Genomic DNA, 17,103 nt, shown 5'->3' on the forward strand with positions numbered 1-17,103 from the left:
CAAAAAATAAATTATCCCAAATTAATTATTTCTAGATTTGTAGGGGCGCAAGGCCTTGCGCCCCTACAATTGGATTATTTTTTTAACTGGAAGACGCTGCTTCGCCCAGCTTAAAAGCGCGCGTGGGTTGGCAAAGCCCTCAGTAAAATAGGAGATTAATTTCGGGTATGAGGATTTCTGCCCTGCCGAACCGATTTATTTTCATAGGTTATAGCCTATATTAGGCAAGATGCCTATCCCACAAGACTTAACTCGTGGTTTCGATATCGTATAACTGGCATAGGGTGAGGAGTTTTTGTTTGAGGCGATCGCGCACGTTCTCAGGTAATATCACTACACAATCTGGCGCATACTGCATGACTTCGCGGGTAAACCAAAAGGTACTAGATACTCGCCTGACAACTCGCCGAACTCGCGCTTTATCTGCTAGCCACTCATTGATGTTGTCTTCTGGTTTAGCTTGATAGGCAAAAGCCAAGCCAGCAAATAGGTGCATTTCCACTTCTATCTCAGCTAAATTTGATCGCCACTCACCAGAAATTGGCATGACAGCAGCTTCAGTAATCCTGTCTAACCGCAAACTCCAGTTGTGAACCAGTTCTGGTATATCAAAGTTTCCTTCTGTCTCTTCGCACCAGCAATCGAGATATTGCCGCTTTTCGTGAGGTGTAACTTTGGCATGGCGAACTGTGAAGTTTAATAAGCGTCCAGTTGCATCTTGATAAGAAAGCTGAAATGGTTGGTTTCGCTGGATGTAGTTATCTATTTGTAAGCGCCAAGCTGGGGGAAGATTCTCTAAGAAACGTTCGATTTCGTTTCTTAGCGGTATCGATAATTCGCTGCGTTCGAGAAGCAAGTTTGCAATGATTTGGGCTTGTTCAATTTGCCCGATATCTGTCAAAGCAGTGATACACCGATGTAATGCACGGATGTGTGATTCTTTCCAATTGTTATTGTTACCGATGAGTAACTTACGTTGGGCAATCGCTTCTATCAGTTTAGAGATATTCGGGCGATCGCCCCACATCATACCGAATTCTAAGGCGATCGCTTCTAGCTCGGTTTTATCACGTTCTGATATCGACAGTGTAATAGATTGACCTTTTCGACTCATATTTTATACGGACACTTTTATACGGATATATCTTGGCAACTTCTATTTTGCATGGCATTATAAGGAATAACAACGAGTTACGGACAGTTTTTAAGTAAAGTGAAAAACTCGCACCATTGGTGCGAGAAATAGGCTGGAAATTTTTTATACCCATCGAAAAAACTGCCACTATTGGTAGCAGAAATTTATGGATTGTATTTCTTAGCACATATATAAAAACTGCCACTATTGGTAGCAGAAATTGATTAGATTTACTAAGTCTGTCATTCTTTTTGCATAAAAGTTCTGATAAACCAAGCATTTACGTAGCAATTTAAAGGATATGTCTGAACATTACAGCATAAGTCTCAAACCTGTTTATTCTAAAACCGTCCCTACACCTGATGACGTGAAATTACCTAATGGTTGGTCACTCTCTTGGCATCAAGTGGAAACTCTGAAGGCATTACGCAATCCAAGTATTGAGGTAATTTTCAACACTGCAATGACTGGAGATGGTAAAAGCTTGGCTGCTTATTTGCAGGCTATGACAAGTAGGACACCGACTTTAGCAATGTATCCAACAAACGAGTTAACAAGAGATCAAGAAAAACAGGTTCAAGGATACAAAGATATTTTTAAACCTCAGAAAGATCCGCAAATAAGACGATTAACAGCAGCTATTTTGGAGAAAGATATAGCGACTGGTAAACTCTCTTCTAAACGAGATGGGATAGAAGACTTTTCTATTAACTATGAAATTCTGCTGACCAATCCTGACATTTTTCATTACATCCATAATTTTTACTACTTGATAGAAAAAATAGATAACCCTGACAGGTTATTCAGACGTATAGACGAAAATTACAAATTATTTATATATGATGAATTTCATGTTTTTTCATCTCCGCAAATAGCTAGTGTAATTAATACAATACTTTTAATGAGACACACTGGTAGTCCAAACAAGAAATTTCTTTTTCTTTCTGCAACACCTAATGAATTACTCAAGAGTTATTTTCAAAAAGCTGGAATAGAACCGAAGATTATCGATCCAGTTGATGTTGGAGCTTACAAATTTTCATCAGATGATTCAACCGATGGGTGGCGGCAGATTAGTCAACCTATTAACTTATGCTTTGCTCAAGGTATAGAGCCTAACCTTAGTTCTAGCTATAAATGGATAGAAGAAAATGCTGAAACGGTGATTTTAAAGTTTTTTCAAGACTATCCTAACAGCAAAGGTGCAATTATTTTAAATTCCATCGCAGCAGTTAAAAAGCTCATGGACAAGTTAAAACCTATTTTTGAACCGCGATGGAAGGTTAGAGAAAATACTGGTTTAACAGGAGAAACTGAAAAGTCTCAATCAGTTGCAGAAGCAGATTTGCTTTTAGGTACGTCTACAATTGATATTGGTGTAGACTTTCGGATTAATTTCTTAGTTTTTGAAGCTGCTGATGCTGGAAATTTTATTCAACGATTTGGTCGGCTTGGCAGACATGAAGGTTTTGAAAGTTATCAAGCTTACGCTTTAATACCTAACTTTCTTGTTGCAAGGTTATTTAAGGATGAATTTCATTCTTTACATCCTTTACAAGATGGTGAAAGTTATAACCGGGTTGAGTTTAATAATGCTATTCGTTCATCTTGGATATTTAAAAACGACTTTGAATGTTATCCAAGGCGTTGGGGTGGAATCCAGTCATATTACATATATAAAATACTGAGCAATAATAATCACATGAAAGATAAATACCCAAACATTGATAAAAAATTTGGTACTAGTATTCAAAGAGATTTAGGAATCAAACTTGAACACATGAAAGCTCAATATTATCGGTGTAAGGGTGAAAAGAAAGACAAAATTATTGATGAGGCTAGGAGTTTTCGGGGAAGTAGCGAGTTAGATTGTGCAATTTATGACTTAACTAATCCAGATGAGCCAGAAGCAGAAAGATTTAAAATGTATAATCTTCCTAGCATTCTCAATAACTTTATTTTCGAGTTATGGGATAAAAATAGCTTTATGGAAAAAGCCGAGAAAGCAGGAGTAATTACTACTCGCTTTGATAAAGCTTTGTGTTATTTAAAGTTCAAAGGCTATCGGGATGTGCGGGAAGATTGGCACTTCTATTATCCAGGAAATCTGAGAGAATTAGCTAAATCTGGTAAGGTGCAAGTTCTACCTGATAAACAACACGAACTACAAGGTTTAGAGATTTCCCAACGACACGGTTACGGTATCAACCAAATTAGTGATGCTGTGAGTAGACGTAAACTAGTGTGCTTCATTTCAGACCGCGATCGCAACTTTTTACGCGCCACTCTCGGATTACCTATGCACTTTCAAGCTTACCCTATCACAAATGAACCAGAGGATAGAAAGCCTCACTACACCATTATTTTTGGACAAGATGCGCTTTTGTTGGAAACCTTAACTTGGCATTGGAAGCCAAAAGATGATGAAGGATGGATATGTTAGAACTAGAGGCTATTAGAGGTGAAGCTACATGACTAACAATGATCTGCTTTCTCGTATTTCCATCGACCCGAATATTTGTTTTGGTAAACCGTGCATTCGCGGACACCGGATTTGGGTATCACTAATTTTGGATTATTTAGCTGGTGGTACAACAATTGAAGAAGTTCTTGAAGCTTATCCAAGCATAGAAAGAGAAGATGTACTGGCTTGTATTGCCTACGGTGCAGAGATGGCGCGGGATGTTTTTGTGGAACTTCCTTTGACAAAAAAAAAGGAAGCAAGTGCGTGAAATTAAAGCTAGATGAAAATATCGACTTGCGCGTTGTAACTTTATTGCAATTAGCAGGACACGATGTTGCAACAGTACCAGGACAAGGCTTAAATTCTGCACCCGATCCCGAAGTTATTGAGGTTTGTCGCCGTGAGGGTAGATGTTTAATCACTTGTGATCGCGGTTTTGGAAATCGTCTGAAATATAATCCCTCTAACTATTCAGGAATTGTAATTATTCGTCTACCCTCTCGCTACACATTTGCTGATTGGCGTGAAGCTATTGAAACATTAATTACTGGGTTGGAATCAGCCGATGTGATAGGTAAATTATGGATTATTCAACAAGCAAAAATACTCGAATATCAAGCTATTGAAAGCGAGGAAGTAAATTAATGAACGAATTTGATGATGATTTACCGGAAGAAGTACCAGATTTTGATTCAGGAAAGGATGAAGATGATGAATCGCTTGTCAAACGCGAACTTCTTACAATTCGGTTATTTAAAGAAGCTGTAAAAAAGACAAAAGGAAATGAAGGCGATCGCATCCTAGAAAAATTTGCTGATTATGTCTTACCTAATTTAATTCGACAGCTAGCAGGTGCAACTGCTAAGGGTGGTAAATTCTTTGAAGTAACTGTAGAAATTATTAATGTCAAACGCGCAGCAGCAGGAAAAAAACCACTTCGTAGAGACAACGCTGGCGACCAATCTATACTTGCTCACTTACTTAATGGTTTATTTCCCAGCTATCGAATTTTGAGGAAGTTACAAGCAGAAAGAATAGGCACAAATCCAGTTAAGCGTAATTGTGAAGATTTGCAATCCTCTGTATTTATTGTTTCCTACTTGTTGCATGACTATGAAAAATTTCCTGATTACCGAGATTGGTTAGAAGAAAATTTTATCATTCGTAATTGGGAAGAAGAACCACAAAAAAAAGAAGATGCTCCGAATTTGGGGCGTGGATACATTAACAAAAAGATTTTAGATTTTGGCTTATACCACTTACTAGGCGAAAAATGGGAAGAACTTATCGATGACATTATTGAAATTAGCAGCAATGCAGGAGTTAAAAATGATTCGGATTTAGGTTTGATTACTCGTGGCTTAAAACCTTTAGATAATGAAAGACTAGATAGCAGAATTAGACAGGTTTTGATTGACTTAGTTTCACTATCTGATTTATTTGCTTCAGTCATTAAACATCCGAGAGATGTAGAAAATGGTCGTTTACCTACATTGCTTGCAAGATTAAGCAATCATCAATTACAACTTACTTATCATTCCCTTTCAGAAAATCGTGGAATTCTCACAAATATTTTCAATAATGCTTTAATCGCAGCACACCCTGACGAGTTTTATACACCATTACTCTATCTACCTGATGGCGTTGTCTATTTAGCTACTGTTGATGCTCCTCTGATTACAACTGATGGAATTCCTGAACAAGTTATTGCCAAAATAAAGCACTTATGTGCAGAGAAACTAAAGGAAAGACAGACAGGTTTTAATCGTGATGGTAAGGGTTTTAAATTTGCAGATTATTACTGGTTATTTTTTGATGTAGTTGAATTAATGGAAGTTAGCATTAATGCCGCTTCTCGACTACTTCCAGACACAAAACCTGCTTCTGCTGATAAGCGAGGCGAAAGCTTACTAAATTATCAAGCACAAGGCGAACTATCAGCACACTTAAATTTACAAATTTCTAATGAAATCTGCATTGATCGCTTGGCGGAGTTTAGCGATATTCTATGTCGGGGAATTTGGGGTAGTTGGTGCGAAAAAGTTAATGATTGGCAGAAACAAATGCCAAAAAATCAGAGGAAAAGTATTCCTGATTTAGATTTGACACAAAAGCTAGCTGAATATTTGGAATTATCAGCAGAAATTCCAGCCATCAGAGAAATTCAATCTTTGAAAAAAACAGGTGGTGTACCTCTTGATTGGTATTACCTAGCAGCGCAATACTTTCGCAATCATTCAGGTCTAGACTTTGCTCAAATTCTGCAAGTTATGAAAGGCATGGTGAATCATGTTGCAGCTTTGATTAGACCAATTTTAGCAGATTTTCAGGATCTGCCCGATGGCTGGGATGACTTAAAAACTTATGTCAACCAAGTTATTTCTTTACCAACAGGCGCAGTTATAGAACCAAAACCGGACTCATTTTTAGTTGAGCTTAAACGCTATAATGCCGCCAAAATCACGGGTAGAGGACGAGAAAATGTTTGTGCAATTTCTAGTTCTTCATATACTGTGACAACCTATGGCGAAAATTCGCCTATACTTGGATTTTTATCACTATTTTGAACCAAAAGGAAAAGCTGTGAATCAACTGCGTAAGTTAACAGAACTCTACCGTCGTTTTTATCGTTCTAAAAGTCAATATGCCAAAGCTAATGCCATTCTCAAACCAATTGATGAGGCTGCTGATGTAATTTTGAAAATTGATAAATCTATGGCTACTGATACTGATTCTTTAATAGATGTAGTAGCTGCTCGTCTAGCCAAGCTGATGAACAATGTGTGACGGAAAGCGGCCGAAGGAAAACCAACATTAACTTTAGTTGATGGTAAGTGGAAACCTGCCTTAACTTCCGAAGAAGAGCGTCAAGCAGTTTATGATTTTTCTAAGTATTTTGTAAAAGAAATATTTGAGGGAAGCTTTAAAAGCGATCGCCCACGTTTAGCAGGTACTCAACTCAATTTAATTAGAGATACTTGTGAATACCTTTATCGCCTAGCAGATGATGAAGAACGTAAAGCACGTTCACAAGAGGAACCTGATGATATTCCTGAATTAGAACTTGAAGTATCAGTATAATTTATTCTTTTTTTTTCAACTAACTAAATCGGAGCAATCAAATCATGAAATTCTTGAGAACACTCGATTCTAAATTTTTCCACGATGTAATCCCTGCTAAACCAATGGGGAAATATGTTCATCTCATTACTATTCGTGTTACCGAGTCTTATCCTTTATTCCAGACGGATGGTGAACTTAATAAAGCCAGAGTACGTGCTGGAATTGGGCGCGATCGCTCAATCATTCTTCCATCCTCAACACCTGGAAGTATGCTAACAACAACTACCACGTTGAAATGGAGAAAACACAGAAAAATATCCCTAGTTTTGGGAGAGCGAAAGAAATAGCACCAGAAAGTGAATTTGAGTTTTTTGTGATCTCCCAAAAAGAACTCAAACTACCAAAGTGGATTCGTTTGGGTAAATGGATGAGCAAGGCTGAAGTAACGGTTGAACCATTACCGAAACCTAAAATTGCTGAGGGTATATTCACTTGTACACATCCATTAAATCCATTAGATGTGATGTTCACTAATCAAGTGATGAGCTATGACGTGGTAAATATGCCTCCAGTTAGTTTAATTCAAAATGTGCAAATGCGAGGTCAATACTATCAATTTGATGGCATTCAAAACTTAAAAATTCCAGTTCGGATAGAATATCGTTTTCGGAATTAATCATTTCCTAAAACCTTTACCACGTTTTCTCTTTTTCGCAGGTTCTAGCGTCCAGTCACAAATTGCGTTACAATCTTTAACCCCTGTTAGTTCTGTACGCTCCCCACACTCATCGTGAAACACTATCAACAACAAACCAACGCCTTCCCCAGCGATTACCTAAACAACTTGTGGGGAGAAATCCAAGCTTGTCCTTACTTTGCTATCAACAACCTCAACCGCGATTTTGTCGCTACTAAAGGATTTTCCGTAGTATTTCAACGTTCTGGATTAGCAAAAGTAGAACAGCAGTTTCCCTACTTCAAGCCTTACCTCGATTTGGCTCTCCAACCAAGTTGTAATGCTTTTTACCTCAATCCTTTACAGCTAAAAGAAGGCTCCCGCGTCGATCCGCATATCGATCGCTCCTTACGTTCCTACTCCAAAACCATTGAACCGCCTGCGGTTGTCAGTGTGCTTTATGTGCGAGTACCAGCAGACATGGAAGGGGGAGAATTAGTATTGCGATCGCACAAACGCCAACTTGGGCAAATTAAACCCCAATTCAATACTTTAGTTTATTTTCAAGGTGATTTAACCCATTCAGTTAACGCAGTCAAAACCCCAGGAAATCGTCTAAGTCTCGTTTGTGAACAGTATAGTTTGAGTGAAACTGAACTTCAGGAAATCCCTGAGTTTACTGTAGAGTCAAGAATCACTCAATCTACAACCAAAAAGAGAAAGTATGCCTCATAGTTTAGTGTTGAATTTGCTACCTCAATCACCCATTCCACCACAGTATCTTACAGGTAGACATCTCCACGCCCTATTTTTAACCCTCGTTAGTTCTGTAGATAGCACATTAGGCGATCGCTTGCACGATTCCACTGCTGACAAAGCTTTCACCCTCTCCCCTCTACAAATTAGTAATACAAACTCTCCCGTTTTAAAGGGAGGTAAGGGGGGATCTAAATTGCAATACTCACATCAACAACCCATTCCCGCCGGAACTCCTTGTTGGTGGCGCATCTCCTTATTAGATGACACTCTATTTGGCAAACTTACCCAACTTTGGCTAAATCTTAATCCCAATCGCCCTTGGCATCTTGGCCCGGCTGACTTGTATATTACCAGCATTCAAGGCACACCCCAATCTATTCAACCTTGGGCGAATGCCAGTACTTACGCTCAATTATACGAAGAAGCTAGCGATGTCTGCGACGGGCTACGCCTACGCAATTCTTCCATAAACCTTACCTTCTCCACGCCTACCGCCTTCCGTCAAGGACAGTATGATACTACTCTTCCTACCAGAGAATCTGTTTTCAATTCCCTACTTTCGCGGTGGAATAAGTACAGTGGCATAGAATTTCCTCAGATTGCGATCAATTCAATCTTTCCCTCATTTGTCAATATTCACACAGAAATATTAGCTGACTCCCGCAGCAAATTTATTGGCATTATTGGCGAAGTTAACTACAAGATTTTGGGAGAAATTGAACCCATACAAATTAAGCAACTTAATGCTTTAGCTGATTTTGCTTTGTATGCAGGAATTGGTCGCAAAACAACTATGGGAATGGGAATGACACGGCGGCTATATTCTCCATAATTACAATAATCATTTAAAAACCACCTCAGTTATGAATCAAACTGAATATATTTCCATTGCGGCATTGAATCAATATACCTATTGTCCGCATCGCTGTTGGCGGATGTTTTGTGCAGGGGAGTTTACCGATAATCAATACACAATTGAAGGCACAACTTTACACGATCGCGTCCACACCACAAGCGATATACAGTGAGGAGAAACTTGGCAAATTCAAGCAATTTGGCTAAAGTCTGAGCAATACAAACTCATCAGCAAGTCTGATTTAATTGAAGCCGAATCTGGTCAAGTTTATCCAGTGGAATATAAACGGGGACGCAAAGGCGAATGGGATAACGATGAGTTGCAAGTTTGTGCCCAAGCCTTATGTTTAGAAGAGATGATAGGACAACCTGTGACTACTGGATATATCTATTATGCCCACTCCCATCAACGGCAATTAGTAGAGATTAATGCAGAATTACGGCAAAGTGCGATCGCTACTATTCAATCTGTCACAAATCTCCTAGAAACAGGAGCAATGCCAAAACCAGTTTACAGCAAACGCTGCCAACGATGCAGTCTTTATTCGCAATGTTTGCCCAAAGCAACTGATAAAGTAAAAAGTTATCAAGAAGTCAATTAAATCATACCCCAATACAGTTCATAATGAGCAACAAAACCATCATGTAGAGACGCGATTTATCGCGTCTCAAAAGATCAATTATCATTTATTATTCAGACTGCAAAGTTTAGGGAAGGAGAGAAAGAGGGTTTTAGGATTTTTGCATAGATGCAGTCGCATAATAATAACTAATGAATCAGATTTAGCAACCGAATTGAAACGCGAGAATGTTAGGAAATTTCAAGTCTCTAATTATAAGCTTTACAACGATTTTATCTGTCTCACATGATTAAGGATTGCGATTACAATCTTCATAGAAGATTTGTATTATTGAATGAATATTTATAGATTATTCTCTGGCAAAAGTGATATAACTTTTATAAGTAAGTAAAAATAAAATTATACATTAAAGTTATTCAGTAATTTAACGCAAAGCAGATGTAAAAAGCGAATCAATAAATCTATCAAATATGCTAAAATCCTGGCATCATGAGGGTTTTAGCATTTCTTGAAAAATGTCAATTTTCTATGCCAACCTGCGGAATGTGGGTTAACATCTACTTGATTAATTAATTCACAATGTCTCAGCAACAGCGCGCTCTCTTAATTGTCGATGATTCCCCAGAAGATCGAGAACTCTATCGGCGGTATTTACTGCGCGATCGCGAATATTCGTACACTATCCTAGAAGCAACGCTGGGACAACAGGGGCTAGAACTTTGGCAGCAACATCAGCCCGATGTAGTATTGCTTGATTATCGATTGCCCGACCTAGACGGACTGGAATTTCTGGCACAATTGCAACCCTCGACCCAACAGCCTTGCCTACCCGTGATTGTCGTCACTGGACAGGGCAATGAGGCGATCGCAGTTAAGGCGATCAAAGCGGGCGCACAAGATTATCTTGTCAAAGAGCAAATTACCCCAGAAGGGCTGCAAATAGCGGTAAATGGGGCAATTGAAACAGTGCAGCTACGCACCCAACTACAACAGCGTATTGAACGAGAGCGCGTAGTCTCACATATTACCCAGAAAATTCACCAATCGCTAAATCTGGATGAAATTCTTCAGACAACTGTAGCCGAAGTGCGAGAATTTCTGCACACCGATCGCGTCTTGGTTTTTCAGTTAAAACCTGATGGTAATGGCACAGTAGTAGCAGAATCGGTTGGGGAAAAGTGGCGATCGCTGCTTGACTCTACTATGTACGATCCCTGCCTCGCAAAGAACTATCTTGCATGGAATCCATTGGAAACTGTCAGCTACGATACCGTCTTTGTCGAGAATTATATCCAACGCTATCGTCAGGGTTACGTAACGGCAATATTTGATATTCAGCATAGCAGTATCGATCCCTGCCACGTTGAATTGTTGGCTCAGTTTCAAGTGAAAGCTAATCTGGTCGTGCCGATTATTTACGATAACCACTTTTGGGGGTTGCTAATTGCTCATAACTGTGCAATCCCTCGAAAGTGGCAACCCTTAGAGATCGACTTGCTCAAAGAACTGGCGATTCAAGTTGGCATTGCAATTCGCCAAGCGGAACTCTATCAGCAGGCACAAAATGAACTGACCGAGCGCAGACGGGTAGAAGCAGAATTACGGGAGAGTGAAGAACAGCTGCGATTAGCACTATCAGCCTCGCGGATGGGAACGTGGAACTGGAACATCCAAACGGGAAAAATTTCCTGGTCGGATAACCTGGAAGCCTTGTTTGGACTGGAACCAGCAGAATTTGACGGTTCATTCGAGATGTTTGCCGCGCGAGTCCACCCTAAAGATCGCGATCGCGTGCTGACAGCCGTCGAGCTTGCTGTCGCCACCAAAGAAGAATATGACATTGAATTTCGAGTGGTATATCCCAACGGCACAATTCGCTGGGCATTAAGCCAGGGTAAGGCGATCTACGACCAAGACGGGCAACCAATTCAGATGGCGGGTATCGATCTAGATATCACCGAACGCAAACGGTCAGCCGAAACTCTGCGCGAGAGTGAGGAACGTTTTCGGCAGCTTGCAGAAAATATTGATGCAGTGTTCTGGATCGCAGAAGTGTCGGAAAATCGAGTCAGCTATGTTAGTCCTGCATATAAACGACTGTGGGGATTGAACCCGGAGGAATTGTATCAAGGACAACAAATATGGATCGACCGCATCCATCCAGAGGATCGAGAATCTACAGACAGAGCGTTTCATGAAAAAGCTGTCGCAGGTAAATTTGATGAGGAATATCGGATTATTTTACCCAATGGTAATATTCGCTGGGTTCACGATCGCTGCTTTCCACTTCGAGATGAAACAGGAGAGATTTATCGGTTTGCCGGGATTGCCGAAGACATCAGCGAACGTAAACAGGCAGAGCAAGCCCTGCGAGACAGCGAAGAACGCTTCCGCACCTCAGTTGAAAATATGCTGGACTGCTTTGGGGTATACCGTGCTGTACGGAATGAGCAGGGACAGATTGTCGATTTTGTGACTGAATATGTCAATAGTGCAGCTTGTTTCAACAATCAAATGACTTATGAGCAGCAGATTGGACGAGGATTGTGTGAATTACTACCAGGGCATCATGAAAGTGGATTGTTTGATGAATACTGCCAGGTAGTAGAAACAGGGCAGCCGCTCATTAAAGATAGCCTAGTTTATGAGGATGATTACGGAAAACAACGCTTAGTTAGAGCCTTTGATATCCGCGTGGCTAAATGTGGAGATGGATTTGTTGCCACCTGGCGAGATATCACCACTCGCCAACAAACAGAAATTGCCCTGCGCCAGAGTGAAGAATTTAAAAACCGCATTTTAGACAGCAGTTCTGATTGCATCAAGGTATTAAGCCTCGACGGGCGGCTGCTGTACATGAACACAGGTGGATTGTGTTTGATGGAAATTGATGACTTAAATTCCTATCTCAATACTGAATGGCTCTGTTTCTGGGAAGGCAGTTCTCGGCAACAGGCAGAGGATGCACTCGCTGCCGCTAAAACAGCCGAAGTCAGCATTTTTCGCGGATACTGCCCAACTGCAAAAGGCACTCCAAAATGGTGGGAAGTGGTCGTTAGCCCGATTTTGGATGGCTCTGGGCAGCTGGAACGAATCTTGTTGATTTCACGAGACATCACCGATCGCAAAAAGATAGAACTCCTGTTGCAGGAGAGCGAAGCCCGGTTGAAATTGGCGTACAAAGCTACGCAATCGGGATTATGGGACTGGGACATTATTCGCAACAGAACTCATGTATCTGAAGAGTACATTAATCTGTTTGGGCTTGACCCAAGCACAAAGGAAATCACCTATGAACTGTGGTTAAGTCGCTTGCACCCAGACGATCGCACCTCAGCCAATGAAGCGGTGAGTCACACCATCCACCAACAGCAAGAGTACTATGAAGATGATTACCGCATCTTACATCCTGATGGCATTCGCTGGTTAGCGGCTAAAGGTCAGGTTTTCTATGATGCTGCGGGCAATGCGGTACGGATGGTAGGCAACGTCCAGGATATCACTGTTCGCAAACAAGCTGAAATCGAACGCGATCGCCTATTTCAACTAGAACAAGCAGCCAGAGCCGAAGCCGAACGCGCTAATCGAATCAAAGATGAGTTTTTGGCCATTCTTTCCCATGAATTGCGATCGCCTCTCAACCCGATTCTCGGCTGGACAAAACTGCTGCAAAACCGCAAATTTAGTGAAACGAAAACGGCTGAAGCTTTAGCCACCATTGAACGCAACGCTAAACTGCAAACTCAACTGATTGATGACTTGCTCGATGTCGCCAAAATTCTGCGGGGCAAACTCAGCATCGATGCGACTCCAGTGAATTTGGCATTTGTGATTGAATCTGCGCTCGACACAGTAAATACAGCAGCCCTTTCCAAATCAATTGTATTGCATTCAGTACTGCCGAATATTGGGCAAGTCTCTGGAGATTCCAACCGCCTTCAACAGATCGTTTGGAATTTACTTTCCAACGCGATCAAGTTTACCCCCAAAGGCGGACGGGTAGAAACCAGATTAGAGCGAGTTGACGATCGGGCACAGATTATCATCAGTGACACTGGTAAAGGCATTAACCCAGATTTTCTCCCGTATATTTTTGAATCATTCCGTCAAGAAGATGTCTCAATTACTCGCAAGTATGGCGGGTTGGGATTGGGGTTAGCAATCGTCCGGCAGTTGGTTGAGGCGCACGGCGGCACGATCGCGGCTGATAGTCCAGGTGTTGGCTTGGGAGCCACCTTTACAGTCCAGTTGCCACTGCTGAATGTGCAACCGGAAATCAAGCAGACAGATGAGTTGCCACAATCAGCACTCGAACTCACAGGGATTCGAGTCCTCACAGTTGATGATGACCCCGATGCTCGTGAGCTAATAACAGTATTGCTTGCTGAATACGGCGCGCAAGTCCTGACTGTTGACTCTGCGACAGAAGTTTTAGCAAACCTAGAATCCTTTCAACCCGATGTTTTAGTCAGTGATATTGGAATGCCCGAAGTTGATGGCTATTCTCTGATTCAACAGATTCGCGCTTTAACTCCCGAAAAAGGGGGAAAGATTCCCGCGATCGCTTTGACTGCTTATGCCAGAACTGAAGATTCTCAGCGAGCCATAACCAGTGGCTATCAACTGCACGTTACCAAGCCCCTCGATCCAGAAGAGTTAGTTCAAGCTGTGGTGGTACTTGCACGCAGTAAACTAAAGCATCCCATTCCTGAAAATGATTCGGTTTAACCTTCAATCAACACCTGTGTTTGAATCGACCCTCAAAAGTACTTCTCGAATAATGGCGGAGCGCTCCCAGGCAGAGTGCGCTTCCTCTTTGAATCTTTGTGCCGCCAAGGTTTGATTGCGAGCCTCCATCCTTGCAGCCATACGATGTGATAAAGAAGCTTTCTCTTCTAATGCCCTCAAAGCGAGCCATAGTGCATCCTCCACCTTATCAGACTGCGTGGCCAGCAAAGTTTTTGCTGAATAAGCATGACCCGTGCGGCAGCGGAAGCGTAACAAATTTCCCTCTTCGATTTCCCAGAGCATACCGCCGCAGTCAGGACAGCCAAAGGTTGATGGTTTACCAGGTCGTTTGTCTTCGTTTTCTATTGCTTCCAAATTCAATTGCGCTATTTTAGTTTCAAACTCCATCTTGCTAGGTATGGGGTTTTCTGGTTGTACTTCCATTGGCGTATTAACTAAAGCTACTAAAATAGAAGGAATATCTGAAAGTGGCGCGATACGGTCAATATCCTCTACATTCTCGATCGCATTACGTGGCATATCAGCATACAAAGCATCGTCGGGATTTTGGACAATTGCCACACCGCCTCGCATTTTTACAGCCATTATTCCCGCCGTGCCGTCATCAAGCACACCTGTTAGTAGTACAGCAATCACTCGTTGCCCATAGGCTCGTGCTGCACTGCGAAACAATGGATCGATCGCGGGACGACAACGGTTTTCTTTTGCTCCCCGCGTCAAACGCAAATATCCTCGTTCTACCAGTAAGTGGTAGTCAGGCAAAGCGACATAAATCCAACCATGAACAATAGCTTCGCCGTCCTGAGCGTGAGACACTGGCAACTTGGCAGCACGACTTAATATTTCTGGCAGAAAACTTTTGCTGTGACTTGATACATGAAGGACTATAATCACAGCAGCATTGAGGTCAGGCGGCAAATGCTTGACTAGATAAGTCAGCGCCTCAACCCCACCTGCTGATGTTCCAATGACGATAATATTGTGTTCAAGCATTAATGTAACAATTTCACTAGTCTAGCAGCGTGGGCAACAAAAGCACATATACCGCCAGTCTTAACATTAACGCAGCCAAAGAATTTGCTCACCTAGCTTTGAGAGGATTTATTCTTCATTTGAAGAATGAGACTTTAGACGAATAGCACGAAATGCAAGCAAAGGTGATGCCACGTAAACGACTCCTTCAATCAATTCGGCTTTCTTAAGGTTGGGCATCGCATTATAGCGACGCTCAAACTCTGGACGAATGAGGCGATCGCCACTCTCAAGAGGCGGAATGTCGGAGGGAGAATCAGTTGGAGTCGAATGTTGTGAAGAGGTGTTGACCACGAGCGCAGGCAGTAGAGGTGGTTAAATAGATTGTATCGTAGTGCATTAAGCCAAAGAGACGTAGTACTAAGTCTCTACATTGTTTTTTGGTGCTAAGTCTCATTCGACATCGCTCAAATTTAAACATTAGTTGTCAAAAATTGAGCGTTTGCAGCTAATGTTCTTCCATGTATAAGAAAGGTTTAAGTATTTGCAGCAATCATTGTAATGGACTTATAAATATATTTGTCACTGAAAAAATCGGTTTAAAGCCTGAGACTCAATATCTTGACTGGAGGCGGAGCCTCTAATAAGCCATTCCCATGCAGAGCATGGGAACGAGACAAAGACTGCATATTAGCGATCGCTCTTTGAAGCAACTGAGTTTAACTGTGGGAAATTTGTTGATTCAGTTAGGGCAGGGTGGAAATATATGAGTAAAGGGTAAGACCTAAACCAAATACACTAAATATAAAACAAATAGCGGCAGCTATATTGAGAGAAATGGATCTGTCTTGAGTGACAGTAACCAATTCCTCTTGAGGATTAATAATGAAAGTATTAATCTTATCTACTATTTCTTGAGCTTCAGATTGGAAGGGATAGTAAAAAGTATAAGGTAATTTGCCATAATTAGTCAAAAGAACAACACAGTAATTGTCGATACCATGATTAAAATAAAATTTTGCTCCTCTAAACTCTTCTAAAGAATAGGTTTCTACGCTTGATTTCCACTCATTTGCATGAGTTAACTGACAATGAATTTGTGTTTTTCTTTCGCAGGTGAAAGTTGTCACTTTATCTTGCTCAAAGAACACTGTAAATGCAATAAATATAAAGAAAATACAACCAAGAGAAAAACAATTTATTGATTTACAAAAATCTGAAGGCATTAGAGGTTGTTTTAAAAGTGGTTAGTCGAATTGAATATCTGACATATTTTGTTTTTAACAAACAAATCTCTTGCAAAAGTCCCTTCACGCGGTAGAATAACGAGATTTTGCAAGAGGTATTAATCATGAAACCATTTCTGTTTGTAACCGATTTAGATGACACCCTCGTGTATCGCACCGTCGGTGATGACAGCGCTTTACCAGAACTAAATCAACTGCTGAGTCAACATCGCCAAGAATACGGTACTAAAATCGTTTATTCTACCGGGCGATCGCCTGTACTTTACAAAGAACTCCAAGCTCAAAAAAATCTTTTGCAACCGGATGCCCTTGTTCTTTCCGTGGGTACAGAAATTTACCTAGATGGTACTGATACTCCCGACTCAGGTTGGTCAGAAATCCTCTCTCCGGGATGGGAACGGGAAACTGTATTATCTATTACGAAAAAATATCCTGAGTTAGTTCGGCAACCAGATTCCGAACAGCGTCCCTTCAAAGTGAGTTGTTTCCTAGAACAAGAAGTATCTGCGAATGTTCTACCACAACTTGAAGCAGAGTTACAAAAATCTAAATTAAATGTAAAGTTAATCTACAGTAGCGGAATAGACCTTGACATTGTACCC

General features: G+C 41.0%; 10 protein-coding genes and 5 pseudogenes. 11 read left to right on the plus strand and 4 right to left on the minus strand.

Features of this window, described 5'->3' with window-relative positions:
* Window positions 1-247 precede the first annotated feature (247 nt).
* Entirely contained in the window at window positions 248-1,114 is an 867-nt protein-coding gene (locus tag RMY16_RS25090) for a WYL domain-containing protein (protein WP_322738633.1), read from the minus strand.
* Window positions 1,115-1,436: 322 nt separating this feature from the next.
* On the opposite strand from RMY16_RS25090, the gene cas3 reads away from it, so the two are divergent.
* The 10 genes and pseudogenes from cas3 to RMY16_RS25140 all read left to right on the plus strand — a co-directional run bounded on the left by cas3 (window position 1,437) and on the right by RMY16_RS25140 (window position 14,261).
* Complete coding sequence (gene cas3, locus RMY16_RS25095; protein WP_322738634.1) at window positions 1,437-3,578, plus strand: type I-D CRISPR-associated helicase Cas3'; 2,142 nt, start codon at window positions 1,437-1,439, stop codon at window positions 3,576-3,578.
* Between the two features lie 28 nt (window positions 3,579-3,606).
* A complete protein-coding gene (locus tag RMY16_RS25100) occupies window positions 3,607-3,867 on the plus strand; it encodes a DUF433 domain-containing protein (protein ID WP_322738635.1) in 261 nt (86 codons plus the stop codon).
* Window positions 3,864-4,244 carry a DUF5615 family PIN-like protein gene (locus tag RMY16_RS25105; protein ID WP_322738636.1) on the plus strand — a complete coding sequence of 127 codons (381 nt, stop codon included), beginning with the start codon at window positions 3,864-3,866 and terminating at the stop codon, window positions 4,242-4,244. The genes RMY16_RS25100 and RMY16_RS25105 overlap by 4 nt, the downstream gene beginning before the upstream one ends.
* Window positions 4,244-6,680, plus strand: a pseudogene (gene cas10d, locus RMY16_RS25110) (type I-D CRISPR-associated protein Cas10d/Csc3). The gene RMY16_RS25105 and the pseudogene cas10d overlap by 1 nt, the downstream one beginning before the upstream one ends.
* Before the next feature lie 44 nt (window positions 6,681-6,724).
* A pseudogene (locus tag RMY16_RS25115) lies at window positions 6,725-6,886 on the plus strand (type I-D CRISPR-associated protein Cas7/Csc2); the annotation flags it as partial.
* 2 nt (window positions 6,887-6,888) lie between these two features.
* A pseudogene (gene cas5d / locus RMY16_RS25120) lies at window positions 6,889-7,338 on the plus strand (type I-D CRISPR-associated protein Cas5/Csc1); the annotation flags it as partial.
* Window positions 7,339-7,452: 114 nt separating this feature from the next.
* Window positions 7,453-8,073, plus strand: coding sequence for a 2OG-Fe(II) oxygenase (locus RMY16_RS25125; protein WP_190933320.1), 621 nt, complete (start codon window positions 7,453-7,455; stop codon window positions 8,071-8,073).
* Window positions 8,063-8,929, plus strand: coding sequence for a CRISPR-associated endoribonuclease Cas6 (gene cas6 / locus RMY16_RS25130; protein WP_322738637.1), 867 nt, complete (start codon window positions 8,063-8,065; stop codon window positions 8,927-8,929). Before RMY16_RS25125 ends, cas6 begins: the two co-directional genes overlap by 11 nt.
* Before the next feature lie 31 nt (window positions 8,930-8,960).
* Window positions 8,961-9,554, plus strand: a pseudogene (gene cas4, locus RMY16_RS25135) (CRISPR-associated protein Cas4).
* A gap of 558 nt (window positions 9,555-10,112) precedes the next feature.
* A complete protein-coding gene (locus RMY16_RS25140; RefSeq protein ID WP_322738638.1) occupies window positions 10,113-14,261 on the plus strand; it encodes a PAS domain-containing protein in 4,149 nt (1,382 codons plus the stop codon).
* Between the two features lie 3 nt (window positions 14,262-14,264).
* Here RMY16_RS25140 and RMY16_RS25145 read toward each other — a convergent pair whose 3' ends face one another.
* From RMY16_RS25145 to RMY16_RS25155, 3 genes and pseudogenes are all read right to left on the minus strand, one after another.
* Window positions 14,265-15,275 (minus strand): chemotaxis protein CheB, encoded by a 1,011-nt coding sequence (locus tag RMY16_RS25145; RefSeq protein ID WP_322738639.1) that lies wholly within the window; start codon window positions 15,273-15,275, stop codon window positions 14,265-14,267.
* A gap of 126 nt (window positions 15,276-15,401) precedes the next feature.
* A pseudogene (locus RMY16_RS25150) lies at window positions 15,402-15,608 on the minus strand (hypothetical protein); the annotation flags it as partial.
* A gap of 392 nt (window positions 15,609-16,000) precedes the next feature.
* Window positions 16,001-16,480: a hypothetical protein gene (locus RMY16_RS25155; RefSeq protein ID WP_322738640.1), complete on the minus strand. Its 480-nt coding sequence runs from the start codon at window positions 16,478-16,480 to the stop codon at window positions 16,001-16,003.
* Window positions 16,481-16,605: 125 nt separating this feature from the next.
* On the opposite strand from RMY16_RS25155, the gene RMY16_RS25160 reads away from it, so the two are divergent.
* Window positions 16,606-17,103 (plus strand): sucrose-phosphate phosphatase (locus tag RMY16_RS25160; RefSeq protein ID WP_322738641.1); only part of this gene is annotated, 498 nt, incomplete at its 3' end.

This window comes from Nostoc sp. DedQUE12b (genome assembly GCF_034530835.1).
In the GTDB taxonomy this organism is placed as follows: domain Bacteria; phylum Cyanobacteriota; class Cyanobacteriia; order Cyanobacteriales; family Nostocaceae; genus Nostoc.